Annotated in this window: 18 protein-coding genes and 2 pseudogenes; 12 read left to right on the forward strand and 8 right to left on the reverse strand. The window is 58.7% G+C overall.

Annotated elements, in window-relative coordinates:
- Nucleotides 1–335: 335 nt before the first annotated feature.
- The 8 genes and pseudogenes from ACVMIH_RS38720 to nodD1 all read right to left on the reverse strand — a co-directional run bounded on the left by ACVMIH_RS38720 (nucleotide 336) and on the right by nodD1 (nucleotide 9929).
- Nucleotides 336–683: a NolY gene (locus ACVMIH_RS38720; RefSeq protein WP_456827064.1), complete on the reverse strand. Its 348-nt coding sequence runs from the start codon at nucleotides 681–683 to the stop codon at nucleotides 336–338.
- A gap of 1230 nt (nucleotides 684–1913) precedes the next feature.
- Nucleotides 1914–3017, reverse strand: coding sequence for an LLM class flavin-dependent oxidoreductase (locus ACVMIH_RS38725; RefSeq protein ID WP_456852562.1), 1104 nt, complete (start codon nucleotides 3015–3017; stop codon nucleotides 1914–1916).
- 89 nt (nucleotides 3018–3106) lie between these two features.
- A pseudogene (locus ACVMIH_RS38730) lies at nucleotides 3107–3364 on the reverse strand (transposase); the annotation flags it as partial.
- Between the two features lie 895 nt (nucleotides 3365–4259).
- Nucleotides 4260–5267 carry a branched-chain amino acid ABC transporter substrate-binding protein gene (locus ACVMIH_RS38735; RefSeq protein ID WP_456865793.1) on the reverse strand — a complete coding sequence of 336 codons (1008 nt, stop codon included), beginning with the start codon at nucleotides 5265–5267 and terminating at the stop codon, nucleotides 4260–4262.
- A 444-nt stretch (nucleotides 5268–5711) separates the two neighbouring features.
- Complete coding sequence (locus ACVMIH_RS38740) at nucleotides 5712–6425, reverse strand: MerR family transcriptional regulator (RefSeq protein ID WP_253626023.1); 714 nt, start codon at nucleotides 6423–6425, stop codon at nucleotides 5712–5714.
- A gap of 121 nt (nucleotides 6426–6546) precedes the next feature.
- Nucleotides 6547–6756 (reverse strand): hypothetical protein, encoded by a 210-nt coding sequence (locus ACVMIH_RS38745; protein WP_456827067.1) that lies wholly within the window; start codon nucleotides 6754–6756, stop codon nucleotides 6547–6549.
- Nucleotides 6757–7360: 604 nt separating this feature from the next.
- The gene (locus tag ACVMIH_RS38750) at nucleotides 7361–8350 is read right to left on the reverse strand and encodes a LysR family transcriptional regulator (RefSeq protein ID WP_456865796.1); all 990 of its coding nucleotides are present in this window, start codon (nucleotides 8348–8350) and stop codon (nucleotides 7361–7363) included.
- 634 nt (nucleotides 8351–8984) lie between these two features.
- The gene (gene nodD1, locus ACVMIH_RS38755) at nucleotides 8985–9929 is read right to left on the reverse strand and encodes a transcriptional regulator NodD1 (protein WP_456865798.1); all 945 of its coding nucleotides are present in this window, start codon (nucleotides 9927–9929) and stop codon (nucleotides 8985–8987) included.
- Nucleotides 9930–10373: 444 nt separating this feature from the next.
- On the opposite strand from nodD1, the gene ACVMIH_RS38760 reads away from it, so the two are divergent.
- The 12 genes and pseudogenes from ACVMIH_RS38760 to ACVMIH_RS38815 all read left to right on the forward strand — a co-directional run bounded on the left by ACVMIH_RS38760 (nucleotide 10374) and on the right by ACVMIH_RS38815 (nucleotide 26812).
- On the forward strand, nucleotides 10374–10712 hold the full coding sequence (locus tag ACVMIH_RS38760; RefSeq protein WP_456865801.1) for a hypothetical protein: 339 nt from the start codon (nucleotides 10374–10376) through the stop codon (nucleotides 10710–10712).
- Between the two features lie 51 nt (nucleotides 10713–10763).
- Nucleotides 10764–11396 (forward strand): NodA family N-acyltransferase, encoded by a 633-nt coding sequence (locus tag ACVMIH_RS38765; RefSeq protein WP_456865804.1) that lies wholly within the window; start codon nucleotides 10764–10766, stop codon nucleotides 11394–11396.
- Nucleotides 11393–12052, forward strand: coding sequence for a chitooligosaccharide deacetylase NodB (nodB, locus tag ACVMIH_RS38770; protein WP_456865806.1), 660 nt, complete (start codon nucleotides 11393–11395; stop codon nucleotides 12050–12052). Before ACVMIH_RS38765 ends, nodB begins: the two co-directional genes overlap by 4 nt.
- 17 nt (nucleotides 12053–12069) lie before the next feature.
- The gene (nodC, locus tag ACVMIH_RS38775) at nucleotides 12070–13446 is read left to right on the forward strand and encodes a chitooligosaccharide synthase NodC (protein WP_456865809.1); all 1377 of its coding nucleotides are present in this window, start codon (nucleotides 12070–12072) and stop codon (nucleotides 13444–13446) included.
- Between the two features lie 12 nt (nucleotides 13447–13458).
- The gene (gene nodS / locus ACVMIH_RS38780) at nucleotides 13459–14088 is read left to right on the forward strand and encodes a nodulation methyltransferase NodS (RefSeq protein ID WP_456865811.1); all 630 of its coding nucleotides are present in this window, start codon (nucleotides 13459–13461) and stop codon (nucleotides 14086–14088) included.
- Nucleotides 14089–14101: 13 nt separating this feature from the next.
- A complete protein-coding gene (gene nodU / locus ACVMIH_RS38785; protein ID WP_456865814.1) occupies nucleotides 14102–15811 on the forward strand; it encodes a nodulation protein NodU in 1710 nt (569 codons plus the stop codon).
- A gap of 1 nt (nucleotide 15812) precedes the next feature.
- The gene (gene nodI, locus ACVMIH_RS38790) at nucleotides 15813–16733 is read left to right on the forward strand and encodes a nodulation factor ABC transporter ATP-binding protein NodI (RefSeq protein ID WP_456865816.1); all 921 of its coding nucleotides are present in this window, start codon (nucleotides 15813–15815) and stop codon (nucleotides 16731–16733) included.
- A 3-nt stretch (nucleotides 16734–16736) separates the two neighbouring features.
- The gene (locus ACVMIH_RS38795; protein ID WP_456865819.1) at nucleotides 16737–17525 is read left to right on the forward strand and encodes an ABC transporter permease; all 789 of its coding nucleotides are present in this window, start codon (nucleotides 16737–16739) and stop codon (nucleotides 17523–17525) included.
- Nucleotides 17526–17669: 144 nt separating this feature from the next.
- Nucleotides 17670–18782 carry a nodulation protein NodZ gene (locus ACVMIH_RS38800; protein WP_456827078.1) on the forward strand — a complete coding sequence of 371 codons (1113 nt, stop codon included), beginning with the start codon at nucleotides 17670–17672 and terminating at the stop codon, nucleotides 18780–18782.
- Nucleotides 18783–19226: 444 nt separating this feature from the next.
- Nucleotides 19227–19615, forward strand: a pseudogene (gene tnpA, locus ACVMIH_RS38805) (IS200/IS605 family transposase); the annotation flags it as partial.
- A 422-nt stretch (nucleotides 19616–20037) separates the two neighbouring features.
- Nucleotides 20038–25341: a hypothetical protein gene (locus ACVMIH_RS38810; protein WP_456865821.1), complete on the forward strand. Its 5304-nt coding sequence runs from the start codon at nucleotides 20038–20040 to the stop codon at nucleotides 25339–25341.
- Entirely contained in the window at nucleotides 25283–26812 is a 1530-nt protein-coding gene (locus ACVMIH_RS38815; RefSeq protein WP_456865824.1) for a shikimate kinase, read from the forward strand. Before ACVMIH_RS38810 ends, ACVMIH_RS38815 begins: the two co-directional genes overlap by 59 nt.
- Nucleotides 26813–26857 lie beyond the last annotated feature (45 nt).

Here is a 26857-nt window from a genome sequence, read left to right on the forward strand (position 1 = left end):
GCTTATGCTGCCAAGATCCGAATATCGCAAGGCGCGGTCAACCGTGCGGTGTCTCGCACGAATATCTCGGATCGTGCGCCCCCTATCTGCCTTGGAGTAAACTGCGACCGTGTAAGATGCCATGATCAAGCGTTTGAGGTGTAGTCCAGCGGAAATCGGATGGATGTCTCGCTCCTCGAAGCGAAATGATCAGCACGTGGAAGCGGCTCACTCACGTAGCGGTGAGCCGCGGTCTTGAACCGGCCTTATCCGTGGGTAGGAGAGCACAGCCACGGTCAGCCCAGCGATGAAGCTCACGCTGAGCGGCCGTCAATCGCGGAAGAGCAAAACGGCTCTCAGCCCCCCGCACGTGCCAGAATCAATCTGGCAATCCGCATCTGGTTGGCCGGAGTGCGAAGTGCAGGCGGTAAGGCGGCCACTGCCTGATCGAGAAGGCGCCCCAAGATTTGAAGCTCTTCTGGATTGTAGACGCCATGGTCCCGTCTCATTCGCGCTGCTCGCCCGCCGCCAGGATGGCCACCGGTGCTCGTATCGCCGAGCTGGCCGAGCTCCAGTTCCGCTGATATCATTTCGTTCGTGAGTGCGTTGAGCAGCTGGATTGCCTCGAGCTCGTTGCTTCCTTCGCGTACGAGAGTTGCCACGATATCGAGTTGTAGGTCGATGCGATCCTCAAGGTCTTGCATGCGTGAATTCGAAGGGTCAAGTTCCACAGTGTTGCTCCAGACTAATTAAACGAGATTGACGTGTAGTTTTTGTGTGCGTTCCGGTTTGCGAGGCCGCCGATGCGGTGCGTGACCGAATTGCCGCTGGACAAGACACCTCGCGCATGTGCAACCGAAGAAAGGGACAGGCTGGTTTCGCAGAAAAACCCGAAGGAGGTCTGGTCGCTATAGAGCGCTGTGCGCTGCGTGGTAGAACGCTCGTCCTTGATTGAGCTATCGAGCCGGCGCACTCCAAGCTAGCGGACCTCGCAGGAACGCCGTTGGCATAGGTCGAGCCCATCAAACAGCGCGGAGCGGATGGGCGGCATGAGAACCCCGCGATCACAGCGCGTAAGTGGGCGGCTAGTGTTGTCGCATAGCCTTTCGCGTCGCCGAAATCGACGTCGATAGGCGCCACTGATACCAGCACGTCCCTTTTGTGTTTAAGGAGGTCAGATAGCTGAGGTCGCATAGCATGGGAATCGCGACATCGCGGAAGTAACGGGGCTGTCCACCTGGTCAGGCCGACAAGCCTTGCCGAGGCTGGCGCAAGAGGCAGTGCGCCTGCCTGGCTTCTATGCGACGCACGCATGCAACCCGGCCAATGCGCGTGCGAAGCGCCTAATCATCGGGAACGCCTTTAGGATGACGAAATTGCTGTCGGCGACTTCGAATGAAGGCCATACTTTTCGGCGAGCCAGCCGGCTGAAGCTAGGCCGCTGGTGGCGCGGTTTCAAAGGTCGAGGGATATCGTTGGTGATGTTGGCGCGAAAGGCTTGAGCCGGCCTGCGACTTGGCAGAAAGCAAAGGGGGTCCATGGTCACACGAGCTTCGTCAAAGGTGCTTTCCGGAAACCGGTGAGCGACTATGGTGCATTTGGCTGAAATCCGTAAAATCGAAAGTTTTGATGGGATGCATCCAGTCCGCGGATAGCGCGCGACTATCCTTGACCTGCTCTGGACGACGCATAAGACAAGCCCGCATACGGGTTGAGCCGGTTTGTCATGCCAACGCTATTCAACCTGTCATGTCGCTGCCGACGACATCGGCTGCGCGGCCGGCAAAGTGATGCTTGAGGTCGCGCCTATATCCTTATCGGTTTGGGATCTCCCGTCGAGCAAGAAAGAACGCCTTGATCGTACGCCAATGGGCACGTACCGCATGCCAAGAAGGGGCCGGGCATCCCGAAGTAGCGAAGTTGAATAGACATTGTCAGCCAAAGCTATCGATGATTTCGGCTCTGATCGCGCTCGCGGTGTATAGTGAATTGTCGAGCGGAAGGTTCCCGAATGCAAGCTGGCAGAGTAGGTAGTTGGTACCTGCCTCTTCCATCTGGTTAAGAAGCTGCTGTCGGACGGAAGCTGGCGTTCCGACGACGCACAATTGGCTCTCCAGCGCTGCATCGAACGACAGCGGCAGGGTCGGCGGTGTCGGATTGGCGTTCAACTCGTAAAGGAACTTAAAGCTATCCAGCCATTGTCCATAAGCGGTTTCGGCAGCCGCATGAGCGTCTCCGTCAGATCTCGCAATCACGATCATACGAGCCAACCCTAGGAATGGCTCTCGATCGTCCGCGGCTGTGCAGCGCGCTCGACGGCAACGAAAAGCATCCGTAATGCTTCGGACAGCAGAGGCGGGGCCGACACACGCCAGATTTGCACCATTTGCCGCGGCCCATTCCGCCGATTCGGTCCGATTGCTGGCGATCCAGGTCGGTGGATAAGGGCGCTGATGAGGCCTCAAGGTTAAGGGTACACTGTTCAGCTCAAAATGGCTTCCTTGGTAGGATAACGTATCGCTCTTCAGCGCAACATTTAAGATTTCGCTGGCTTCCACATAGCGGCTTGGCGCCGCGCCTGCGCTGATGCCGAAATAGCCCCATTCGATCGGCTGGGAGCCGCGCCCGATACCGAGTTCGAGCCTGCCGCCGCTCAATTGATCAAGCATGCAGATCTCTTCGAACGCGCGCAATGGATGATAGAGATTGAGCAACAGAACGAGCGGACCAAAGCGAAGCCTCCGGGTGCGCTGCGCAAGACTTGCTAGAAACAGGTTCGGCGAGGGCCCTCTGCCATGAGGGGTGCAGTGGTGCTCCGCCAGGTGATAAGCATAAAAGCCCAGAGAATCACACGCCTCCGCCAGCTTGAGACGATCTTCATACTGTCGCGCAATGTCGCGGCCGTCGTCGTCCAAGTGGTCAAAGATTGCGCATGTCAGTCTTGAAGGAAGGCCGCTTTTCACTCGATCATCTCCGATTTCGGAATGGGAGTCCTGGTTGCTTTGTGCCTTCGGCGTCAAAGACGTGGTGTGCATCACTTGGCCGATCTGGCTATTCTGCGGGAGCTAACGCTCTGGGCTTGCGCCATGCAGCGTGGGCGTGAGAACCTGCATATTGGTTGCGACTACTTTGATAGGAGTTCGCGAAGTGCATCCACGCCAAGCATGTGCTCGACCAGAAGCTTCTTTAGCTTCGCGTTCTCCTCTTCCAGGGCGCTCAACCGCTTGGCGGCCGAAACGTCCATGCCGCCGAACTTGGCCTTCCAGTCGTAGATCGCCGCTTCAGAGATCTTGTGTCTGTGAGCTAGATCAGCCGGTTTCGCACCAGCCCCATGCTCGTTCAGTATCGCGATAATTTGCTCTTCTGTGAATCTCGGTCGTTTCATCTGTCCGTTCCGTTTTGCACAGCACTTGCACTCGAAGTGCAGGCAATATGCAATGCGACATCAGCTGTCGTCGGCGCCCTTACGAAGGTTGGCTCAAGACACGCAGTAGATATTCCAAGTTTCCGCGATGTCAGATGGAGCGTTCCATCCTTCTTGCCAAACGGATCGGCGGCTATGCCCGAAAGTAGAACAACGTCCAAGAACGCGCAGGCGATAGGAGAGCTGATCGAAGTCATGTCGATAATATTCTCAATGTTGTAACTCTGCCCGATTGTTGAGGCGCCATGCCCGAATTACCGACTGCCGGAATCAATGTGAGGTTGTTATCGGCAATTCGCTTCGCAACAAGCTGCGTCGCATCAAACTGGCCGGCGGTGGGATCGCGTTCGCACAGACCTTAAGTTTGACGTAAGTCGCTTGGGGATCGGTCGAGGCGCTGGCAGAATCGACAAGGGACGCGCTGGCGAAACAGCGATTGGATCGCAATCGCGTTTCGCGCAATGTGAGGTCGCTGGAGGTTGGGAAGTACAGTTGCATTTGTCAGCATGCGCGGCCGACAGAGAGATTGCCGCGGCGGTTTGGTTGTCATGGCTGCTGTCGCATGAGCGGCAACGGCCGGAACTCGCAGCATTGCCAATCAGACTGTTGCGGATGTTTGGCAGTGAAGCGTCGCAAGAACGGGCCCTTATCGGGATGCTATTTGTCTAACATCGGACGTAACTCCTCCTCTACGTCGACGTCTGGCAATTCTGCGAGCGCTGCAGCGAGGGCGACAAGCGCTCCGAAAGCCGCGAGCACAAGAGAGCTCGCGAGTATAACGGCAGCAAGGTCCCGATGTCGTTTCATCATCTGTGTCGGTAGCTGGGTTGAGGGAGAAGGGCTGTGGTCGCGTCGATCAATTCTGATCCAGCGCTTCAACATGCCCGTCGAGCCAGCGGTAAACCACAAAGCCTGGGCCTGCATTGTCTCCCTTGGTATCGAACCTGACCGGACCAACGGCTGTTTCGATCGGTCGTGAACGGAGTTCGGTTGCGACCCGCGCAGCATTGAGGGAACCGGCCCGCTTCACCGCCTCTGCCCACGCCTGCACTGCGGCATAGGCGTAAAGTGTGTAGCCTTCGGACGACAGCTCGGAAGCCTTGAGTTTGGCCACCGCGTCGGCCGCATTGGCATTCGTTGCCACGTCGGGCATAAAGGTAAATAGCGTACCGTTTCCCGCGCTGCTGGTGATGCCCCAGAATTCGGAGGTCATCAACGGGTCGTTGGCCATGACGGTAAGGCCGGCCTCTGCTTCTGATGCCTGACGGATGATCAGCCCAATCTCGGTGTGATAACCGCCGATATAGGCGAGGCGTACCCCGTCCTTCTTCAATCTAGAAATCAGCGCCGTATAATCCTTTTCACCGGCTATATAGCTCTGCCGAATGACGTGTTCGCCGAATCCCTGAAGCTGTGCCTCAACCGCATCGGCGATACCTTTGCCGGCGGTGCTCTTGTCGTCGAGCACTGCGATCTTGTCGCTATGGTAATGTCGGTGAATGTATTCAGCCGCAACGGTGCCCTGCTGGTCGTCGCGGCCGCAGATCCGAAACACGGTCTGGATGCCGCGTTCCGTTAGCTGAGGATTTGTCGAACCAGGTGACAATTGGATGATACCTGCTTCGGCATAGACGTCGGAGGCTGGGATGGACGAAGACGAGCAAAAATGGCCGACGACCAGACGCACCTGAGCCATTGCGAGCTTATTTGCAACAGCGACCGCTTGCTTCGGGTCGCAGGCGTCATCAACGACACTCAGTATCACCTTGGTGTCGGGAAGCAGGCCCGAAGCGTTCAATGCCTCGACAGCCGCGGCGGCGCCGTTGCGCATCTGCGTGCCGAACGCCGCGCTGCTTCCGCTCATTGGGCCGGCCACGGCAATATGAACGTCCGAAGCCCACGCAGTCGAGGCGAGGGCACAGAGAAGGAAGGCTGCAGCTGCAGCTGGAGTGTAACGCCTATTCAACACTGCAGAACTCCTAGTGCTCACCTCGATCTAACCCCAACTGTCTGCGGCCAGCACGGGCCCGCAGGTCGAAGGATCGCCAAGCGAAGCATGCGTCAGCTCGGGGCAACGACCATGGCGGAGCCTACAATTTGACGTTACGTGCGATTCAAGCCTTCCTTGAACGGGAGCTTCGCTCAATGCATCAGAGAAAGCGGCGGATCGTTGAGACCTCGCAGAAAATCTGACCGGTGATTGGTAAAGCTGCCGCCGGGCATCAAAGCCGTCGGATCACGCCGAACCGCCATGACGATCGAGCCGGCCAAGCGGACTGGTCAAGCCGTCCGAAGCCGCCTTGTGATCTCAGTATGGCTGATCCTCCAGGCCGGTGAGGGCAAGATCGAGATATTGCATGAGGCAGGGATCCCAACCAGCCAAACTGCGTGGGGCGCTTAGGCGTGCAAGGACCTTCAGGATCGTCGAAACCCGAGAATCCGCTCCAGCGATTTCGCCGATCAGCAGGCGCGCGGCAATCGCGACAGCTTTCGCGCGCTCGCCGCAAGGGTGTTCGCCTCTATCCATACAATCGCGGAGGTCGTCCCGAATGCGTCGCCATCGCTCTTCGCGTTCTGCAGCCAACTTGCATGTGCATCGGGATGTTTGACTACGTGTCTCAACCCGCGACATGGCGTCCAAGGTGGCAGGTAGCTCATCCACGCTGACCTGAACGTCACTGTCGGTCGTCATGTTGCGCAATCGATCTCGCAACAGCGTTGCTCGAGCAACTTGAAGCTCTATACGCTCCAAATGCTTGCGCAATAGGTCGGTCAGTGAAGTCGTTCCCTCCATAGCTTTACGGATCTCGTAAAGGGAGAAGCCGAGCTCGCGTAGCGCCCGGATCTGATGAACCCGCTGGACGCTTTCGCGGTCGTACATCCGATGGCCGCCGTCCGTGCGCTCTGAAGCGGCTAACAGGCCGGTGTGTTCATAATGATGCAGCGTGCGTACCGTCACTCCGGTCGCTTCCGCAAGTTCGCCAATGCGCCATCGACGCCGTCTTGGTGTAGCTTTGCTCATGTTGTTCAATTTCAAAGCCTACAACCTGACGTCACGTTGGATTCAAGCTATTTCAAAGCTCTAGCTGGATCGTCTTCCATTCCAGCGCAGGTGTGGTGACTATCCTTAGAACGGCGCGCGATCAACCCTGAGGGGAAATGGTGATCAACAGGTTCGTTAAGCATGTCAGCTGGGTATTGCCGGCCGCTGTACGCTCCAGGATGAGTTTGGCGATCGCCGTTCGATTTTCCGGAGTTCGCATTGATGGCGGCAGCGCGGAGACTGCCCTGTCAAAAAGACTTCCCAAGACAGAAAGCTCTTCGGGATCGAATACTCCACTGTATTGCTCCAACGTACGGCTCCTTGTTCGTCATTGCGTCGGCATAGCGCACCTCGTCAAGACGTTTGGCCGAGGTGCGGCCAAAAGAAGTCAGACCGGCGGCGTAGAGAGACGAAGATGCGATGCGCTCCAGAGTGATGCGACAGAGCAACACGCACGTGCGATGCCTTGCTTGGACGGAGCGAGTCCAACATTCATATGCACAATCAATCGGCACTGCGTTCGCTGTCGTGGTGCTGGGTCTCCGACGAGTCCGAACCGTCGGCTCATTGCGAGCGCCGCGACCGATTCGCCGTGTTGATGCGATTAGCCGCCGAGCCGATCCTGCCGTCACAAGAGCGGCGCGGCCGCAAGCCGGGCTTGCAATGCGCCAGCGTAGCTTTGGCGCGGGCACGTAGCGGCCTCTCTGTCTCTCAAAGCCGGGCTAATGCTCGAGCGACCGCTTTACGTCGAGCCCGTCGCCGGTGCGAGAAGGACGGCCTCGGGCTTGTGACGGTCGCCAACTATGAGGAGCTTTGACGAGAGACAACGAGTTCGAGCGAGACGATCCGAAATTGCACGCGTTGCGATACGGTCCGGGTGCCGGGTTCACTCACCTTTGCCAACGTCCTTACGCTCACGGCGAGACCGATCCTGCGAAGCTGCCGGCATCATCTGCTTGCTCCGAACGGCTAATGCTGAATACCTCTTCACGCGCAGTTGCCATACGAGCTGCCTCCTGCAGCAATATCTCCCGCAGCCAGATGCTTTCTGGGTCGCTGTTATTCAGGACTGGCCATTGGACTGCCTCGGTGAAGGTGGGGAATGGCTGGGGAAGCGTGGCAATCCGGAGCGGCGCGGTTCTTTGAAAATGCTTTGCGAGCCTTAAGGGTATGGTCCCTATGCGGCCTGTGCCCACTAGCAGGGGCGGGATCATGCTGAAGCTCTGCACAAGAATATCGATGCGCCGATTGAGGCCGAGATCGAGCAACAAGGAATCCTCGACGAAGGTCTTGCGTGTGCCGCCGAGCTTGACCGCAACGTGGCCCATCGACATATACCGATCAAATGTCAACCGCCTCAGTAGGTGACTGTTCGTGTGGCAGCCCACGCAAACGAGGCTCTCCTCGAACAAGGCCGCTCTGGGGTGCGTACCGGACATGAATAGTTCCGGCAGGATGACAAAATCGACCTCGCCGCGCCGAAGCAGTTCATCGTGCTCATCAGTGAGCGTCACCAGCTCGAATCTGACATTGGGTGCTTCTCGCGCGACGCGCTCCACGACGTGGCGGAAGAATACGACGGTTATGAAATCTGACAGGCAGATCCTGAACCGCCGGTTCGATCGGGCAGGGTCGAAGGCCTCCCGCGCGATAATCGAGTGCTGAATGTGCATCAGCGCCTCACGAACCGGAGCGGCGAGTCCCTCCGCGCGTGGGGTCAGGACAAGTGTCCGTCCTCTCATTGCAAACAACTCGTCACCAAAATAGGAGCGCAGTCGGGCGACGGCTGCACTCATGGCCGGCTGGCTAAGGCTGATCTTACCTGCCGCTGCAGTCAGGCTGCGCTCGGTCATTAGAGCATCGAGCGCCACGAGAAGATTTAGATCCAGTCCTTTGAAACGCATATCTTCTTGTCCGGCGCAAACGGGCTTGCGATGTATAAACGGCCGGCCGCGGCCACGTCTGGGACGGTCTCACCAGCTCGTCCGAATCGGTTTCGTCCCACCTTGCGATCGCGAGAGGAAGGTCGCGGAATCATCGCAACAATGGACAGTTCGGCCGTTGGCGGACATCAGGAGCCGGAGGCCGTTACAAGCCCTAAGCTAATAGGCTCGCCGCTCCGGCGAACCTCGTAACAAGACCCGGTCGTTAACTATTGGCACCAGTCCAAGTGTTCCGCCAAAGCCGTGCGTTCGGCTGTGCGCCCGGTCGACCGCCGCTTAACGCAGCGCGAGCCAAGGCGCGCAGCCTACAACCTCACGCAGCGTGGGATTCAAGCGAATAATTGGACGTGCGGGACATTTGCGCACCAATAAGGATTATGTACCAGCAGCAACGCTGGACGTCCGTTGACCTGTACCGCAGGTATCCCAACCTCAGCCGGAACATTACGCGCTCAACCTGCCAAGCCCTCGGAGCGCTTCGTCATCTAACGTCAGGCGTCTGCAACATCGCGCGTCGAAAAATGGAAAGCGTCGGCGGAGAATTAATGGCGTGCCGCCATACTCGAGACACGGCCGGAATCGCCTTATGCTGAACTTAACATCGCCTGCGAGTAGATGTCTCGAGATGCCCCGATGCGATGTTGGACGCCTCTTCCAACAATATTCGCCTCATCCAAACACTCGCTGGGTCGGTGTTGTGGAACGCAGGCCATTGCAATGCTTCGGTGAATGTGGGCAGAGGCAAGGGTGGTGCGACGATCCGCACGGGCATCCGCTTTTCGAAGTGCCTAGCGAGTCGCAAAGGCATCGTGCCGATACGGCGGGTGTCCAATATTATGGGTGGGATAAGGCTAAAGCCTTGCACTACCACCTCGATTCGTCTCTTTAGGCCGTGTTCAAGCAAAAACCATTCTTCCAGGTTGGGCCTCAGCGCCCGTCCGAATTTGGCCGTAACGTGACCCATCGAAAGGTATTTTTCGAATGTCAGTTGGCGTGACAGCTGCTTGTTCGTGCGGCATCCCACGCATACGAGAGTCTCGTCGAACAGCGTCGCCTTGGGATGAGCGCTCGACATAAACAACTCCGGCAGAATGAGAAAGTCGACCTCGCCCCGGCGGAGCAACTCGTCGGGCTCATCCGAAAAGGGCAGCAATTCAAAGCGCACAGCCGGGGCTTCCTGTGCGATACGGTCCATAATTCGTCGAAAAAAGACGATTGTCATGAAATCGGAGAGAATGACCCTGAAGCGACGGCTGGACTGAGCAGGGTCGAACGAATCTCGCGAAATAATCGAAATTTGAATGTGCAACAGGGCCTCGCTAACGGGACCCGCGAGCGCTTCCGCGCCCGGTGTCGGGACGAGCTCTCGACCGCGCATCGTGAAAAGTTCATCGCCGAAGTAGGTGCGCAGCCGCGCGATTGCCGCGCTCATAGCGGGCTGGCTCAGGTTTATCTTGCGCGCCGCTGCTGTGAGGTTGCGCTCGGTCATCAGAGCATCGAGCGCAACAAGCAGGTTTAGATCGAGTCCCTTGAATCGCATCTTTTGAGTCTATCCATCGTGTGGATGCATTCTATCGAAACAATCGATTTTACCAAACTGCGGGTTGTTGGATAGCAAACATCAGTTTGGAAAATAATCGGAACACCACAATGGCTGTTGGTCGCTGCGCGGGCTCTCGGAAAGTCCTTGAACGCGAGCGGCTGCTGTCGACGCCTTGGGCTGCAATTCAAAGTGAATGCGTACGTGTTGCGTCGGTCTTGACCGGCGCGACCCGCGCATTCGACGTAACGCGATGCGCTCGGTAAACCTTCGTATGTGCATTCCAACCCTTTCCATATCGGCGGTTTACCCGCGTACACTTGAGGGCCGGATCAGCATCGACCTAGTGTCGCAACACAGAGGCAAGCGCAGATTGCGAATGCCAAATAGATCTGACGACAGTCCATTGGCTTGACTGTCAATCGCATTCGGGGCGTGTCGAAGATGCATGAGAACCAAGGTGATCTGGTGTCATTGGGACGCTCCCTCAACGAGGTGGTCCGCATCGATGGTCCGGTCACTAGCGGCAAAGCGCCGACGGCCGCCGTAGACGAGGCGAAAGGGCTCCATGGTGCAGATAACATCTGCACGATCAAATCGCCCCGTCCGTACACCTTCGGCACAGCATTCGGTCGGGATGACAAACCTCAACGGCGCGATCAGCTGATCGCACACAAAGGTGCCACCCCCAGGCGATCTGCCCCGGCGCCGGGCGCAAAGGAGAACCGGCATCCAACAAAACGCGACGGCGCATTTCTCGATCGATCTGCGTCCGGTGAGTGAGTTTGCGTGACTGAGCCCGCTCTTGAAATGACTCGCGTAGGAAAGCCTGCCATGAACATTGTCGCATCTCGGACCGCGGAAGCGCCTTCTGCGCGCACTCAAGTTCATTGGAGCGTTCGCTGGGAAAACGAGCTGCGGCTTACCGAGCATGCCGAGCTCGCCGAATTTTTTCGCAAGAGTTACGGGCCGACCGGTGCTTTCAATGCGCAGCCATTTGAAGGCAACAGAAGTTGGGCGGGCGCCAGGCCTGAGGTCCGCGTGATTGGTCGCGACGCCCATGGTGTAGCTGCTCACGTCGGACTACTGCGCCGCTTCATCAAGATCGGTGCAGTCGATCTACTCGTGGCTGAACTTGGGCTGTATGCCGTGCGGCCGGATCTCGAGGGACTGGGAATCAGCCACGCGCTGCGGGTGATGTATCCTATCCTGCACGAACTTGGAGTCCCGTTCGGCTTCGGGACGGTCCGGCCCGCGCTTGAGAAGCATCTTACCCGACTGGTGCAAAGACAGGGCCTCGCGACCCTCATGTCGGGCCTTCGCGTCCGCTCCACGCATCCGGATGTCTATCCCAATTTGTCGCCGATCCGCATCGAAGAGGTGATCGTGGTGGTGTTCCCGGTTCAAAGCGCGATCGGCGAGTGGCCCGCCGGCACGATGATCGATCGGAACGGGCCCGAGCTGTGAAAGAGCTTGTCCCCGTGTCTGCCGTTCCTTGCGACTACGCCGATGTGAGCGGAAGCTTTCCTGTCTACTTGACCTTTGACGATGGGCCAAATCCATTCTGCACGCCAGAGGTTCTCGATGTGTTGACGCAACATCGGGTGCCAGCGACGTTCTTTGTGATCGGTACCTACGCGGCCGAGCAGCCCGAGCTCATTCGGCGGATGATCGCGCAAGGCCACGAGGTGGCGAACCACACGATGACGCATCCGGATCTGTCCAGATGCGAGCCGGCTCAGGTGCGCGGTGAGGTGCTAATGGCCAGCGAGGCGATTCGTTCGGCATGTCGGCAGGCCGCGCCCAGGCACATGCGGGCCCCATACGGTAAATGGACCGAAGAGGTGCTCGCCACGTCGGCGCAGGCTGGCCTTACGGCTGTGCACTGGTCGGTCGATCCGAGAGATTGGTCCCAGCCCGGGGTGGACAGAATTGTAACTTCGGTACTCGGAGCCGTTCGACCGGGTTCAATTGTTCTCCTGCACGACGGATATCCTCCTGATGAGGACGGGCCGTGCGCTGATGCAACTCGGCGAGATCAGACGGTTAGAGCGCTCGCTTACCTGGTTCCAGCACTACAACGTCGCGGCTTCGTGATCCGCCCGCTCCCTCAGCTTCACTGAACAACAACTGGCACCCTATGGACCTGCTCGCTACAACCAGCGCCGTCGCGGTTTCGTCTTACGCGCTGCTCTCGACCATCTACAAAAGCACGCAAGCGCTGTATGCGCGGCGGGGGAATGCCCCATCGTTGCGAAACGATCTGGGACAATCCGCGCAGGCTCTGCCAAGTGTGGATATTATCGTGCCTTGCTTCAACGAGAAGCCGGACACGCTCGCCCAGTGTTTGGAGTCGCTCGCCAGGCAAGACTACGAAGGAGAGCTGCGGGTCTATGTGGTCGACGACGGCTCGGCAAATCGCGATGTTGTGGGGCCTGTACACAAGATCTATGCCAACGATGCGCGCTTCCGCATCATCTTGCTTGCCAGGAATGTTGGCAAGCGCAAAGCGCAGATCGCCGCAATACGCGGCTCGTCCGGTGACTTGGTGCTTAACGTCGATTCGGATACGATACTGGCCGCCGACGTAGTCACCAAGCTTGCGGCGAAGATGCGGGACCCCGACATTGGTGCCGCGATGGGCCAGTTGGTAGCGAGCAATCGCAACGATACATGGCTGACCAGCCTGATCGACATGGAATACTGGTTGGCGTGCAACGAAGAGCGCGCGGCGCAAGCTCGGTTCGGTGCGGTCATGTGCTGCTGCGGTCCATGTGCGATGTATCGTCGCTCTGCTCTTGCCCTGCTGCTTGATCAATACGAAACGCAATTCTTTCGCGGCAAGCCGAGTGATTTCGGCGAAGATCGCCATCTGACGATTCTCATGCTCAAGGCGGGATTTCGAACCGAGTATGTTCCGGACGCGGTTGCGGCAACGGTTGTCCCTGACACTCTCGGGCCATACCTGCGTCAGCAGCTGCGCTGGGCGCGCAGCACCTTTCGCGATACGTTTCTCGCATTGCGTCTGCTGCCGGAACTCGATGGCTACCTCACACTGGACGTTGTCGGGCAGAATCTTGGCCCACTGCTACTCGCCCTTTCAGCACTGGCGGCGCTTGCCGAGCTTGCAGTCGGCGGATCTGTACCCTGGTGGACAGGCTTGACAATTGCGGCGATGACGATGGTTCGGTGCAGTGTAGCTGCACTTCGGGCGAGAGAATTGCGATTTCTCGGCTTCTCGCTCCACACACCGATAAACATCTTTCTTTTACTGCCACTCAAAGCGTATGCCCTTTGTACATTGAGCAACAGCGATTGGCTGTCGCGCACGATCGTCAACGAGCCAACTGAAGGAGATGAGCAGGCGGTCATGCCGGTGCCGAACAGTGCAGCAGGTCCTGTGGCTACAGGGGCGGCTTCTGGCACAATTCCGAAGCCGGCGGTTTCTCACCGTCCATCGCGCTTGGCGGCGCCGGAGGGCATTTGCGGTCGGAAACGATCGAGCGCGTATAAGTAGGTCGATCGGCGCATGACTGTGTACAAGAACCATCAATTACTGGAACGCGAGCTCGCTGTGGATGACCCATGGCATCTCGACAGCAGTGCGTTCGAGCAGGAACGGTACGCGCAAATGCTCCGGATGTCGTTTTGCAATGGGGGTGTCGAGCATGCCCTCGAAGTCGGATGCGCAGCCGGGGCATTCACGGAAATGCTTGCACCGCGTTGCCATCGCCTAACGGTGGTCGACGTCATGCCGCAGGCGATCGAACGAGCGCGCCTGCGGACCGGGCATCGGTCACATATAAATTGGATAACCCGCAATATTCAGCAGTTTTCGACTACAGAGAAGTTCGATCTGATCGTCGTCGCCGAGGTTCTCTACTATCTCAATGACGTTTCGGAGATGCACGCGGCGGTCCGCAACCTGGTGAGCATGCTTGCCCCAGACGGCGCTCTGGTGTTCGGGTCCGCGCGTGATGCCACCTGTCGACACTGGGGTCATGCCGCTGGTGCCGAGACGGTGATCTCTCTCTTCAAGGAGAGCCTGTTGGAGGTGGAGCGTCTGCACTGCCAAACCACGTCGGTCAACGAAGACTGCTTACTCGTTCTGTTCCGGAAGTCCGGGCAGTCGTTAAAACACTCAATTGCCGGTCATTAGATCAGGGGATCGTATGCGCATCTGCGGCATCAAATTAACACATGACGGCGCAATTGCTCTCGTCGAGGACGGGCGGCTCGTCTTCTGCACCGAGCAGGAAAAGCGCGGCAACAACCCACGCTATCAATCCATCGACAACCTCGATGAGGTCGTGCGTGCATTGGCGGAGCATGGTCTTGATCCGCGAGACATTGATCAGTTCGTCATCGATGGCTGGGATGGAGAGATCGAGTCGCGGTTCCAGGTCCTTAGTGGGGCGGTGCCGATCACGCTGAAAGGCGGGCCATATGTCGAGCGTCATGCTGAGGGCCTTCTTGATTCCGTCGAAGGCTTTGGCCTGATCCTCGGCGACAAGGTCTTTCCCTATAAAAGTTACCCGCACGTCACGGGCCACGTTGCGTCAGCCTATAGCACCAGCCCCTTTGCCAGTACCGGAAAACCCGCGTTCTGTCTGGTATGGGACGGCTCCATCTTTCCCCGCCTTTACTATGTCGAACCTCGCGGCGCGCGGCTCGTGGGATCCCTGTTTCCCATGATTGGTCAGGTCTATGCTGCCGCCGGCCTTCACTTCGGGCCTTACAGGCAGCCGAGCCGCACCAGTTGGGATTTGGGTATCGCCGGCAAGCTGATGGCGTACATCGCGCTTGGCTCTGTCGACGAAGGCGTTGTCGCAGTTTTTCAAGAACTCTACGAAAAGCGCTTCGCCGCGGACACGGAGCAGGCTCGTCGCTACCGCGCGGACATCCACAATCCGGAAGCATTACTTGCAGCCACGCACGAGTTTTTCGAGGCAAGCGCATTGCGCCTTACGGGCAAACGAGCGGAGGACATCCTTGCCTCGTTCCATATGTTCCTGGAACGTCTTCTGGTTCGGGAAATCGCGATGGTTCTGTTGCAGCACTCCTCTCTTCCGGGCGCGCGAAATCTATGTGTGGCAGGTGGGTGCGGTCTCAACATCAAGTGGAATAGTGCGCTTCGCGCGACGGGCCTGTTCGATGAGGTGTGGGTACCGCCTTTCCCGAATGACAGTGGCTCGGCAATAGGTGCTGCTTGCGCGGCGATGGCGGCACGAAATGGGTTTGGACCGTTGGAATGGTCTGTTTACAGCGGTCCGGCTCTGCAGGCCACCGAGGGGGTGTCGGAATGGGAGGCCGATCCGTGCAGTCTGCGTGAGCTTGCCGCCATTCTCGCCGACAACAAGCCGGTAGTGTTCATGTCCGGGCGTGCCGAGCTGGGTCCGCGAGCGTTGGGCGGCAGAAGTATTCTGGCGGCTCCGACGTCACCGGCGATGAAGGATCATCTCAACGACATTAAGTGTCGTGAACACTTCCGACCGGTGGCGCCGATCTGCTTGGAGGATCGCGCGCCAGAGATATTCAACCCAGGTACGCCGGACCCCTACATGCTGTTCGATCATCAGACCAGGGCGGAATGGTGCGACAAGATCCCCGCTGTCATCCATCTGGACGGTTCGGCGCGGCTGCAGACAATCTCCCGCAGCTCTCCACACAAAGTCGCTGAGCTTCTCGTCGAATTCGAGCGCCTTACGGGGCTTCCGCTGCTCTGCAACACGAGCGCGAACCTGAACGGGCGTGGATTCTTTCCGGACGCCGCCGCGGCCTGTCAATGGGGGCGCGTTGAGCATGTGTGGTGCGACGGCCAGCTCTGGACCAAGCCCGTCGTAAGGAAGCAACCGCCGGCTAAACGGCTCCAGTCGGCCTAAAATGAGCATGTCCACGGTAGCAATCGAACTTGCCGGCGTCGGAAAGTCTTTTGGCGGCAGAATTATCGTCGATGAACTGTCGTTCTCGGTTGCCCGCGGAGAGTGCTTTGGTCTGCTCGGGCCAAATGGAGCCGGCAAGAGCACGATCGCCCGTATGCTCCTCGGCATGATCTCGCCGGACGCAGGCAAGATCATGGTACTCAATGAACCTGTACCGGCGCGCGCTCGTGTCGCACGCATGCGGATCGGTGTCGTACCGCAGTTCGACAACCTTGAGCTTGAGTTTACCGTACGCGAGAATCTGCTGGTGTTTGGTCGCTATTTCGGCATGAGCGCCCGCAAGATCGAGGCCGCCATACCATCACTGCTCGAGTTCGCGCGGCTCGAAACCAAGGCGGACGCACGGGTCTCAGAACTGTCAGGTGGCATGAAGCGGCGATTGACCTTGGCACGTGCGCTAATAAATGACCCGCATCTGCTCGTAATGGACGAGCCGACGACTGGTCTGGATCCGCACGCACGTCATCTGATCTGGGAGCGTCTGCGAGTTCTGCTGGCGCGTGGCAAGACGATCCTGGTGACCACCCACTTCATGGAAGAAGCCGAACGCCTATGCGACCGCTTGTGTGTGCTTGAGAGTGGACGCAAGATCGCTGAAGGCAAACCGGACGCACTGATCGATGAGCATATTGGTTGCAACGTAATTGAAGTCTATGGCGGCGATCCACACGAGCTATGCAACCTGGTCAGACCCTATGCACGGCACGTCGAGGTCAGTGGAGAGACACTCTTTTGCTATGCGCCGTATCCGGAGCAGGTTCGTGTCCAACTGCGGGGGCGAGTGGGTCTGCGCATTCTGCAGCGGCCGCCGAATCTCGAGGACGTATTTTTGCGCCTGACCGGACGCGAGATGGAGAAGTGAGCGATGGCCGAAAGTTATGCGACGATGATGCCAGCCAACGCTTACAACTGGCTCGCGGTGTGGCGGCGAAACTTCCTAGCGTGGAGGAAAGTCGCACTTGCCGCTATTCTCGGCAATCTCGCAGATCCCATGACCAATCTGTTCGGTCTTGGCTTTGGCCTTGGACTGATTGTCGGGCCGGTTGATGGGACTTCGTACATCGCATTTTTAGCGGCGGGCATGGTCGCGACCAGCGCCATGACTTCCGCTACCTTTGAAACAATGTACGCGGCTTTCGCGCGCATGGATGCAAAGCGTACTTGGGAGGCCATTCTATCCACACAGCTTACGCTTGGCGATATCGTTCTCGGTGAGTTGGTGTGGGCGGCCAGCAAGTCCGTTCTGGCCGGAACAACAATCGGGATCGTCGCCGCCACGCTTGGTTATGCATCCTGGCTTTCGATTTTTTGCGCTATTCCAACCGTCGCTCTTACCGGTGTTGTCTTCGCGAGCCTGGCCATGGTCGTCATATCTCTTGCTCCGACCTACGACTATTTCGTCTTTTACCAGACACTCTTCCTCACACCGATGGTGTTTTTATGTGGCGTCGTCTTCCCGACCAGCCAACTGCCCGGCTCAGTACAGAGTCTGGCTGGCTTGTTGCCGCTCGCGCATTCGATCGACCTTATTCGCCCAGTGATGCTTGAGCACGACGCCGGCGGCATTGCACTGCACATCGGGGCGCTTTGTCTGTACGCCGTCTTGCCCTTCTTCGTGTCGACAGCGCTGTTTCGGCGCCGCTTGCTGCGTTGAGAAGTGCAGCGTCGGGAAAAAATCGATTGAAGCAGTGTCACGTGACCACCTCAGACGCGCTATGGCGCGCCCTACATCCGTTTACGGTCCTGTCACCAGAGCGGGTGCGAATGAGTGCTGGCGACACCAGGGATAATCGCTGCTATGAAATTCTACCGAAGGACATCGCCAGCGCTTCGATCGCCGAGCATGGCCTCGGACAGGACAAAACGTTTAGCGTCCCTTAGGACGTCTCTGGCCCAACCCGAAGCCCGGAATGAGGTAGTGCAGATGCTTGGCAGCTCGAGGAGCGATCGGTTCATTGTCTCGCGACGACGTACCGGATTCGGCGACTGCCTGTGGTCGCTGGCGGCAGCTTGGCGTTTTGCACAGCGGACCGAGCGGACCCTGGTGATCGATTGGCGTGGATCCTGTTATCTCCACCAACCGTTCATCAATGCCTTCCCCGTGTTCTTCGAACCAATTCAAGACATTGCGGGTGTGCGGGTGATTTGCGACGACCAGATCAATCAGTGCTCGTTTCCGGGACCATTTTTCCCGGCTTGGTGGAACAAGCCATCGATCGACTGCGTCTATCGGCCGGACGAGCAGATTTTCCGGGAACGTGACGAGCTCGATCAATTGTTTCAAAGTCAGCAGGATAGTGAAGCCAATACAGTTGTATGTGACGCTTGCCTGATGTGGCGCTGCGATCAAGGAGCAGAACGAGAAATTTTTCGGACCATCAAACCACGATCTGAGATTCAGGCCAGGATTGATGCGATCTACCGCGAGCAGTTTGAGCCATACAGCATGATCGGCGTGCATGTTCGACATGGCAACGGCGAGGACATTATGGGGCATACCCCTTATTGGACCGATCCGGAGCGGGCCCTGCGACAGGTCTGCAATGCCGTCGAAATGGCCAAAGCGTTGCCGCACGCAAAACCTGCGAGAGTGTTCCTTTGCACGGACAGTGCGGTCGTCCTCGAAGAGATCTCGGCGATATTTCCTGATGTCTTCACGGTTCCCAAGAGTTTCCAGGCGCCTCAAGCCGGACCATTGCACAGTGGCGCGCTCGGAGCCGCGGGCGGCTTTTCCGCTCTTATCGAAATGTATCTTCTTGCGAGGTGCGACACTGCAATTCGTTTTCCCCCGACGAGCGCATTCACGCGCTATGCCCGCCTGTTTGCGCCACGCGTGGTAGAATTCGACCTGAACGATCCGGGCCGGCTAATCTTGATTGAAGAAGCGTCCCAAGAGCTTGTGACGCTATGAAAGTCGTGGCTCGCCTGATTGATCTACTGGTCGCTCTTTGTATCGAGAAGTACTATCACTTTTTCTCCGCGCGCAGAATTGTTGCCAAAGTAGCTCCTGGCGGCGAGGTTCCATTAAAGGACACCAGCCGCGAACAGCCAAATAGGGACCGCGGCACTCGAACACGGTGAAGAGCGGCTCCGTCGCGCTCAAGAAAGTGCAACCGTTCTTCGTCATCGCTTCGCGCGAGCCTCGTCAATCTCATTGATCCTGACGTCGGACAATGGCCACCCCATATTCCCGCCGCCATCGCTACTCGGGACAGTCGACGCAGTCGGCGCTAGCCTACCAAGGGAGGCCCCCGGCTCTGCCGGGGAGGGAGCAGAAGTGTGACATTTCAGGCAGTCGTCCATCGACGAAGCTCGCGCCTCGTGAGCCACCACGCGCACGAGAAGGAGTTTCGCGATGGATGATTACGAGAGTCTAAGCCACAGCAAATGGGAGTGCAAATATCACGTGGTCTTCATTCCCAAGTGTCGCAGGAAGACGCTGTACGGCGAGTTGAGGCTGCATCTCGGGGAGGTGTTCCGCAGATTGGCCATGCAGAAAGAGTGCAAGGTCGAAGAGGGGCATTTGATGCCCGATCATGTTCACATGATGATTTCGATCCCACCCAAATATGCGGTGTCGCAAGTGATCGGGTACATCAAGGGCAAGAGCGCTATCCACCTGGCGCGGGTCAATGGAGAGAGGAAGCGCAATCTCGTAGGGCAGCACTTGGATACCTCGTCTCGACCGTCGGTCGAAACGAAGTGGTGATCAGGGAATACATCCGCAAGCAGGAGGCCGAGGATGTGGCTTCCGGCAAAAGCATGTTCAAATTCGCCTGCGGCACGTTGGAGGCTCTCTCAGGAAGGATCGTCAAAGCGTACCCGCGGGGTGAGGCGATCAGTGTACGTTCGGTCCGGCCGCTGCGATCAAAGGCTGGTAATCCAATGCAACTACTCCGTTGAATCCCGCGCTAGTCAGATTTACGTCAGGTGCAGGGCATATCTTCGGCACCCCTAGAAATATCGTACAAAGCTGACTCGCGCGTCAGTTTTGTGGCGAGTGACGTCCTGTCGACGCGGCCAAGGAGCTCCGCGCTGAAACAAAAGTCGTTGAGGCCGGCACTGAGGGCCTCTATGCCACCGCCGCAATCGCGCATTCTAGCTCGCATGGGAGATTGATTTTGACGAGAGCCGACTGGAGAGCGAACGAAGCCCGCGGATCAGACATGGACTGGTCCGGTCCTGAAGCAGATCTTGGCGGCGGAAACGATCGCTCGAAGTTCAGTTCTATCTTGCAGGGTTTGAGCTCTGAAAATCAGGACCTGGCTGCGGGCTCGGCTGGAAGGCCGACTTCGGCCAGCGATGCCCAACGCCGTACGTCAACCGAACCTTCCGTGAATACGCATGTCGACGAGCCAGCTTTGCGGTATTTGGCGCATCGCGGCGCGCCAAATTGGGAAGAAAGTTCGTCGCGTTCCGGTGCCGAGAGCCGCTGTGCCGATCAGTCCAGGAGTTCACGAGGTGCCTCTTCCTCGTACAGGCAATCTGTATCGGACCTCGAGGCAGGGCCAAAACGGCGGCGCCTGGATTTTGTCGCCCCGCAGGGCGCGCAAGCTGCGATTTCACAACAGCAATGTAACGCCGCTCTGGACGCCATTTATTTCGCTCGCGACATTGTCGAATTTTCACGTGCAGTGGTGGAAAATGACAAGCGGCTGCAGCGGGAGGACGAGAAGATCCGTGCGGTCTTTGTGCAAAAGGCTGCCGCCCAGTTCAGGAGCCAATTTGTCACCCACTTCGAGGATGATATCCGCCGCGGGGAATCCTGGGGCTACGCCACGGCATGCAACGTTGTGAGCCGCGAGGCCGGCGGTCAGGAAGGCCTCGAAGCTTGCAAAGCGGTGGCATCTCGGGTGTCGCAGCTTTCCAATTCGTTACTGCGCGAACTTAAGCCCGCTGCTCTTTCGCTGTTCGCGGCAGCATTCGGTCGGCATCAGCAGTCGAAGACATGCCGCAATGGAGTCATCAGAATTGCCGAGTTTTGTCGTGATGAACCCAAGGTACTTGGCGCGACGAATAGCCAAAATATCTCGCTGCTGGTGAACGGTTTCAGCAAGTGGACGCGCGAGGCGGAAACTCGTGAAGGCACGGAAGCTATTGCCCGCGTGGTCCGTCGTGCCGGCCACAGCTGCGAGCTCTCTGATTTTGATCAGAAACATTTGGGGATGCTTGTGAACGGGTTCAGCAAATGGCCGGACGCGCGCCTCTGTCGCGAGGGCAGTTTTGCGATCGCGTCTGAGGTCGTTCACCGCGCCGTCCGCGGTGAGTTCGGACTATCCGATTTTGCCACGGAGATACTGGCGAATCTTGTGAACGGCTTGAGCAAGTGGCCGGACGGGACGGAGTCGGGCGAGGCGACTTTGGCGATCGCGAGTGAGGTCCTTCGCCGGGACCGCCATGCCCGGCTCTCTAAATTCACTCACCAGAATCTGGCTAACCTGGTGAACGGCTTCTGCAAGTGGCGGGACGAGCCGAAGTGTCGCGATGCCACGTTTGCGATCGCACGTGAGGTCATTCGCCGCGCCGAGCTCTTCCATTTCAACTCGCAGGAACTGGCGAATCTGGTCAACGGGTTCGCCAAATGGCCGGACGGGCAGGACTCGCGCGGCGCCACGCTTGCGATCGGGGGTGAGGTCCTTCGCCGCGGCGCCCGGCATTCTGACAACCAGCACCTGGCGATGCTTGTGAACGGCTTCAGTAAATGGCCGGACGCGCGGGATTGTCGTGACGCTACGCTTGCGATCGTGCGCGAGGTCGTTAGCCGGGCTACCCAGTTCTCTGATTTTACTCCGCAGGAGCTGGCGAACCTGGTGAACGGTTTCAGCAAGTGGCCTGACGCGCCGGACTGTGACGACGCCACGCTTGCGATCGCGGGTGAGGTCGTTCGCCGCGACGCGCGCAGTGAGTTCGGACTCTCTGATTTCGACCGTCAGGACCTTGCGATGCTGGTGAACGGCTTCAGCAAATTGCCGGACGCGCAGGACTCCCGCGACGCGACGCTTGCGATCGCGCGTAAGGTCCTTCGTCACGCCAGACTCTCAGAGTTTACGCACCAAAGCCTGTCGAACCTGGTGAACGGCTTCAGCAAATGGCCCGACGCGCGGGACTGTCGCGAGGTCACGTTTGCGATCGCGCGTGAGGTCCTTCGCGCCGAACTCTCTGATTTGGCCCCCCAGGGATTGGCAAACCTGTTGAACGGCTTCAGCAAATGGCCAGAGAGTGAGGATTGTCGCAAAGCCACGATAGTAATCGCCGGGGAAACCCGTCAGCGTCAGCGCTCTAAGTTCTCTCCGCAGGACGTGGTGCACCTTCTGAACGGCTTCAGCAAGTGGCCTGACGCGATGTGCTGTCAGTCCATCATGGACATCGCGCGCGAATTGGGGGCTGGAGCACAGCGATTTGGTGTGTTCACCACGCCTGAGCTGGCTATGCTCGCCAACGCTCTGTCCCGAACGATCAGGAGGGCGGAGGAGAGTGGGGAGATTACGGATGCCGCTCTGCCGAAGGATCGGTTGCACAAGCTCGCCCACTACCTGCAGTATGATGATCGCCTCTTGAAGGCTGAGGTTCTGAACATCACGAACATTTTCAAGGCTCTGGGTAAGGCTGGCCTATTCGATGATCTCGGTTTGCTCGCGCCGACAGGCTTGAGTCGGCTCTCTGAATTGCGTTCAGCTCCTGGTTTTGCCGCCGAGAACAACCTCGAAACCATGGGTAATCTGAGTGCTGCTCTGCTGCCGCTCGCGCGCAGCCCAGAGAAGCCACTGCGCTGGCACCGCAGGCAGGCCCTCAACGTGCTTAACGATCTTCAGCCCTTGCTCGAGCAAAAGATCAAGGCGCATCTGAACGCGGGCGGTGCGGAGCGGAGCCGTGGGCCCATTGCGAGCCGCCGCCCCGCTTTATCGATCTATCAGACGCTCAAGGCTCGTGCGGTGCTGGAGAGATTGTTCAGGTCACCCTATGTCGAGGGCGACAGGTCCGATTTACGGATCAGGCAGAAAGAGCTGCAGTGCGGCACGAGAGAGATCCTGGCTGGCGCTCGCGACCTGATTCAAGACGATCTGTCCAGCATGAGCTGGAATCTGATTGCGCAGATCGAGGCGGACAGTCCAGTGGATGCGCTGGACTTATTCATGGAGCAGGATGCGGCGGCGATCCAGGCGCAACGTCCTCCGTCGGTGTTCGACGTGCACCAGGTATTGCGAGCCATGGACCACGCCCCGAGGTCTCCGCAAGGTGAGGCGGGACTGATGCAGTTGCCGGTCGTGGACATGCATGGGCGGCCGTTGGCCACGGAGCCGGAGACGCGGTACTCGATTTTCCATCGCCTGACTTCGGGGGCCCTGCCCGTCGTCGCGGTACAATTGCCGGCACCCCCGAGCGCCTTCATGCTGGCGCGTACGGTAAATGTAAACGGTATTCCATACCGGATGGACCTGTTCGGCGGCAGCAAGTTAAAGCCGCCACGATTAACTGTGTCTCAAATTGCGACCCGCGCCCCAGACGAGCAAGCAAAGCTTTCGGGGGGAAAGCTGCTGGCGATTCCCTATGCCGAAACCGCGCCGGGTACAGCATTCGAGCAGCTGTCGCGCGCGTGGGCCCCTTTCAAAGAGGCCTATTATTATACTCAGCGCAGAGGCTTTGCGGCGCCGCCGGCGATCAAAGGTCTATCACCCCACGACTCCGCGCTGGAAGGCGCCTTCAAACTGGTGTTGCTGCCGGACCGCCCTGCCAACGAGGAGCATCCCTTCCAGCTGAGGGGGGCGGCCGGACCCATTGCATTGCGACCGCACGACGGCTGCGGCTTCATCCGGGCCTCGCTGGCCAAGCTTATGCCAGCTGTTTGCCGCGCCGGCGAGCAGGAAGGTCCTGACCGCGTGCAGGCCTTTGCCGAGGGAAGGAGAGCATCCTTGCCAGCGTCGGCCTTGCAACATTATCCGCGCAGCGAGCAAGTAGCGGATGAGGCCCGGCGGAAGGCGATGAGCTGGCTTGAGAGTCGGGTAAAGCAAGAGATGACGTCGGAGGAGCTGTTTCGCGTCGTAACAGCCGCGAATATCAATGGTCCGGGCGCCGTCGCCGTCCCATCCGCTGATGGCTGTCTGCATGTGCCGAGGCTCAAGAGCGAAACATTGACCGGTGGTGGCGTGCTGATCGGGCGATCGCCCTACGACAAGCCCAACCTCCGCCCGTTCGCCCCCGATCGCGTCAGGTCAGCTGCGGACGGGGACCCGACTGCGGCGTTTCTCGATCAGTGCGTGACCATACAATACAGCTTCAACGTCGCCCAGAAGTCGGGGGAGGAGCTGGCAGTCGATGATCCGACTTTCTTTGCCAAGGGGCTTCTGATCGTGGTGCCGGATGAAATGTGGCCAGCCGACTTCGCCGACCGTGGCTTGGTGATGTCCGCCGAGGACGTCAAGTGCCATTCGAGCTGGATCAAGGGCAAGGACCGCGTAACGGCGGACAGCTCGCTCGATTGTATCGGAATCCTGCAGGCCACTGAGATCTTCGCTCCGGGGTCCCTGGTTGCCATCCCGCCTGATGAACAGAAGAAACTCGACGGCGACTTCGATGGCGATACGGCCATTATCATTGGCGACCGGCCGCAGCTTTACGAGCATGTCAGTCAATTCGACCAAGAGGAGCAAGCTCGCGGCCTGCGCTCGCTCAAGCCGCCAAAATCCCATACCCCGGCGATTGAGGACGGTTGCTATAACTTCGGTCGCGCCAGCCAGATTCTCGCCGCCACGCGGAACGTTCTGGAAACCTATACCGGCCTGCAGCGAGGCTTTCTGGCTCAATCAGATGAAGCCCGGCAGTGGTTTGCCGAACGTGCCATATTCGGCACGTACGAAGGCATTGACCGAGAGCTCAAGCGAGACATTCGCGGCCTGCTGGAGCAGGAACAGGTTAGTGCTCACGACGTCCGGGACAAGCTCGAGAAGGCGCGGCACGACATTGAGCTGGCACACCATCCCGTCGCGCTCGAGGCGGCCGAGTTGCTTCTCACCGAACTCGAGGCGTGGGCGGCTGGTCTCGACGAGCAAGTTCCGCCTCAACTCCTGCCCGAAACAGCCGCCACTGCGAGTGAGAGACAGCTCGCAATGAGCCAAGAGCTTTGCGAGCTGTTTCCGCCGCTAGCCGAGACCTATCCGGCAACGACTCACCCACGGGACCGCGTCCAGCTTCTGGTCGATCGTTACCCTGCGCGCATCGAGCCCCGACCGGATGGTTACATGCCGGACGACCTCGTGCAAAGTGCAAAAAATCTGCTGAGCATCGGCACCAAGGTCGGAACTGACGCCTACAAATCCGACACTGGCGTTTACACCTTTATGATCAAGAGCAGGCACCTTCAGCGCCTGCTTCAACAGACACCCGGTGTTAAAATCGGCTCCATACACCAAGAGCTTGGCGGCTACCCTCAACCACGGTCGTTTCGATGTCGATGCGGCCTTGGAGGATCTTAATGACAATCCGACGCTCGCGGCGTCGGTCATGCAAGCCTCGATCAAGCTTGCTGCCGAGCGGGGGATTCTGCGCGAACCCTCGGCTCCAACGCTTGCTGCCGAAGATGTCGCCACCACAATCACGTTGACTCGCGAGGCGGCGGCACAGCGCGCCCAAATGGAGGCGTCCCGCGCTCAAGCCGAAGAGAAGGACATCACGCGGACGGCAATGTCGGTTGCCGAAGCCCTTAAGGGGGCCGGCATCGAGGTGAAGATGCCCCATTTGGCTAAGCGTCTTAGATCGCCAAGCTCAATGACAGACGAGCTCACCGGAATCCAGGCCAGCTCTGAGGCCGGCGTCCAGCTTTTCAACAACGCTGTACGGCACGTCTTCGAATTCTCTGACAGGGATTTTACACCTGCCTTCAAGAAAGCCATTCTAGCGTTCGAGGAGAGCGGGTATAGCGAGGTCAGCACGACTAACTGGTTCAGGACGCGATCGCGGACCTTCGCTGGCATCAAGACAGTGCTCGCCACGCTTGGCGGTTACCGTTTTGAGCTCGAGTTTCACACGGCAGACAGCTACAAGGCCAAGCTCGACAATCATGACACGTACAAGGAGCTGCAGAAGCTCAGACGGCTGCAGCGAGGGAGCGAGGAGCCCCCGGATGAGTCTATAGCCGAGCAACTCCTGGAGCGCGTGCGACGGGCGTGCAACAAGGTTGTCATCCCCGAGGGGGCCACAGAGATCCCCCATTGGGAAGCCGAAGCCGGCAACAGCGTTGGCGCTAGCCATGCTCGTGTGTCGAACGTGGCCCGGCCGACACGCGCAGCGCGGTCGCCTCGCGCAACAGAGATTGTTGGCGCCCTCGACAACCGCCCGATCGTGCTCGTTGGTATGATGGGGGCCGGGAAATCCGGTGTGGGACGTGCACTCGCAAAGCAGCTGGGGCTGACGTTCGTCGACTCCGATAAAGAGATCGAGGCGAAGGCTGGCAAGTCCATAACCAAGATTTTCGCGGAGGACGGCGAGGCGCATTTCAGGGATCTCGAGGCGAATGAGATCAGCCGGCTGCTCGATCGGGGGCCGCTGGTGCTCGCAACCGGTGGTGGAGCCTTCATGACCGAAGAAGTCCGGCGTCGTGTCGGCGAGAAAGCGGTCTCGATCTGGCTTAATACCAACGAGGACGTGATCAGGCGCAACCTGCGACACGACACCAACCGTCCGAAAATACAAACCGCAGACCGGGACGAGATGATCACAGACCTGATGGAGCAGCGCAATCCTGTGTATAAGCTCGCCAATCTCACGATTGCCCCACAGGCCCGGCGGGAACTCAAGAGCGCCGATGCTTGTCTTAGCGAACTGCACGGCTATCTCTGCGCCGGTGGCGGGCTAGACGCTGGGCAATCTGGCTCGGTTAAGGAGGAGTCCGCTGCCTCAAGCGCCCCGAGGGCGCGAGCTTCGATTGCGCAGGAGCAGATGCCATGACCCACGTCACTATCGACTGCTACGGCTCCCTGGCCAGACATCCAT

It is taken from the genome of Bradyrhizobium sp. USDA 4503 (assembly GCF_054055815.1).

What these genes read in the sequence shown, in the direction of transcription:
- ACVMIH_RS38720 (WP_456827064.1), bottom strand. Translation starts at nt 683, where the DNA reads ATGCAAGACCTTGAGGATCGCATCGACCTACAACTCGATATCGTGGCA.
- ACVMIH_RS38735 (WP_456865793.1), bottom strand. Translation starts at nt 5,267, where the DNA reads ATGAGCGGAAGCAGCGCGGCGTTCGGCACGCAGATGCGCAACGGCGCC.
- ACVMIH_RS38740 (WP_253626023.1), bottom strand. Translation starts at nt 6,425, where the DNA reads ATGAGCAAAGCTACACCAAGACGGCGTCGATGGCGCATTGGCGAACTT.
- ACVMIH_RS38750 (WP_456865796.1), bottom strand. Translation starts at nt 8,350, where the DNA reads ATGCGTTTCAAAGGACTGGATCTAAATCTTCTCGTGGCGCTCGATGCT.
- nodD1 (WP_456865798.1), bottom strand. Translation starts at nt 9,929, where the DNA reads ATGCGATTCAAGGGACTCGATCTAAACCTGCTTGTTGCGCTCGATGCT.
- ACVMIH_RS38760 (WP_456865801.1), top strand. Translation starts at nt 10,374, where the DNA reads ATGCATGAGAACCAAGGTGATCTGGTGTCATTGGGACGCTCCCTCAAC.
- ACVMIH_RS38765 (WP_456865804.1), top strand. Translation starts at nt 10,764, where the DNA reads ATGAACATTGTCGCATCTCGGACCGCGGAAGCGCCTTCTGCGCGCACT.
- nodC (WP_456865809.1), top strand. Translation starts at nt 12,070, where the DNA reads ATGGACCTGCTCGCTACAACCAGCGCCGTCGCGGTTTCGTCTTACGCG.
- nodS (WP_456865811.1), top strand. Translation starts at nt 13,459, where the DNA reads ATGACTGTGTACAAGAACCATCAATTACTGGAACGCGAGCTCGCTGTG.
- nodU (WP_456865814.1), top strand. Translation starts at nt 14,102, where the DNA reads ATGCGCATCTGCGGCATCAAATTAACACATGACGGCGCAATTGCTCTC.
- nodI (WP_456865816.1), top strand. Translation starts at nt 15,813, where the DNA reads ATGAGCATGTCCACGGTAGCAATCGAACTTGCCGGCGTCGGAAAGTCT.
- ACVMIH_RS38795 (WP_456865819.1), top strand. Translation starts at nt 16,737, where the DNA reads ATGGCCGAAAGTTATGCGACGATGATGCCAGCCAACGCTTACAACTGG.
- ACVMIH_RS38800 (WP_456827078.1), top strand. Translation starts at nt 17,670, where the DNA reads ATGAAATTCTACCGAAGGACATCGCCAGCGCTTCGATCGCCGAGCATG.
- ACVMIH_RS38810 (WP_456865821.1), top strand. Translation starts at nt 20,038, where the DNA reads ATGGACTGGTCCGGTCCTGAAGCAGATCTTGGCGGCGGAAACGATCGC.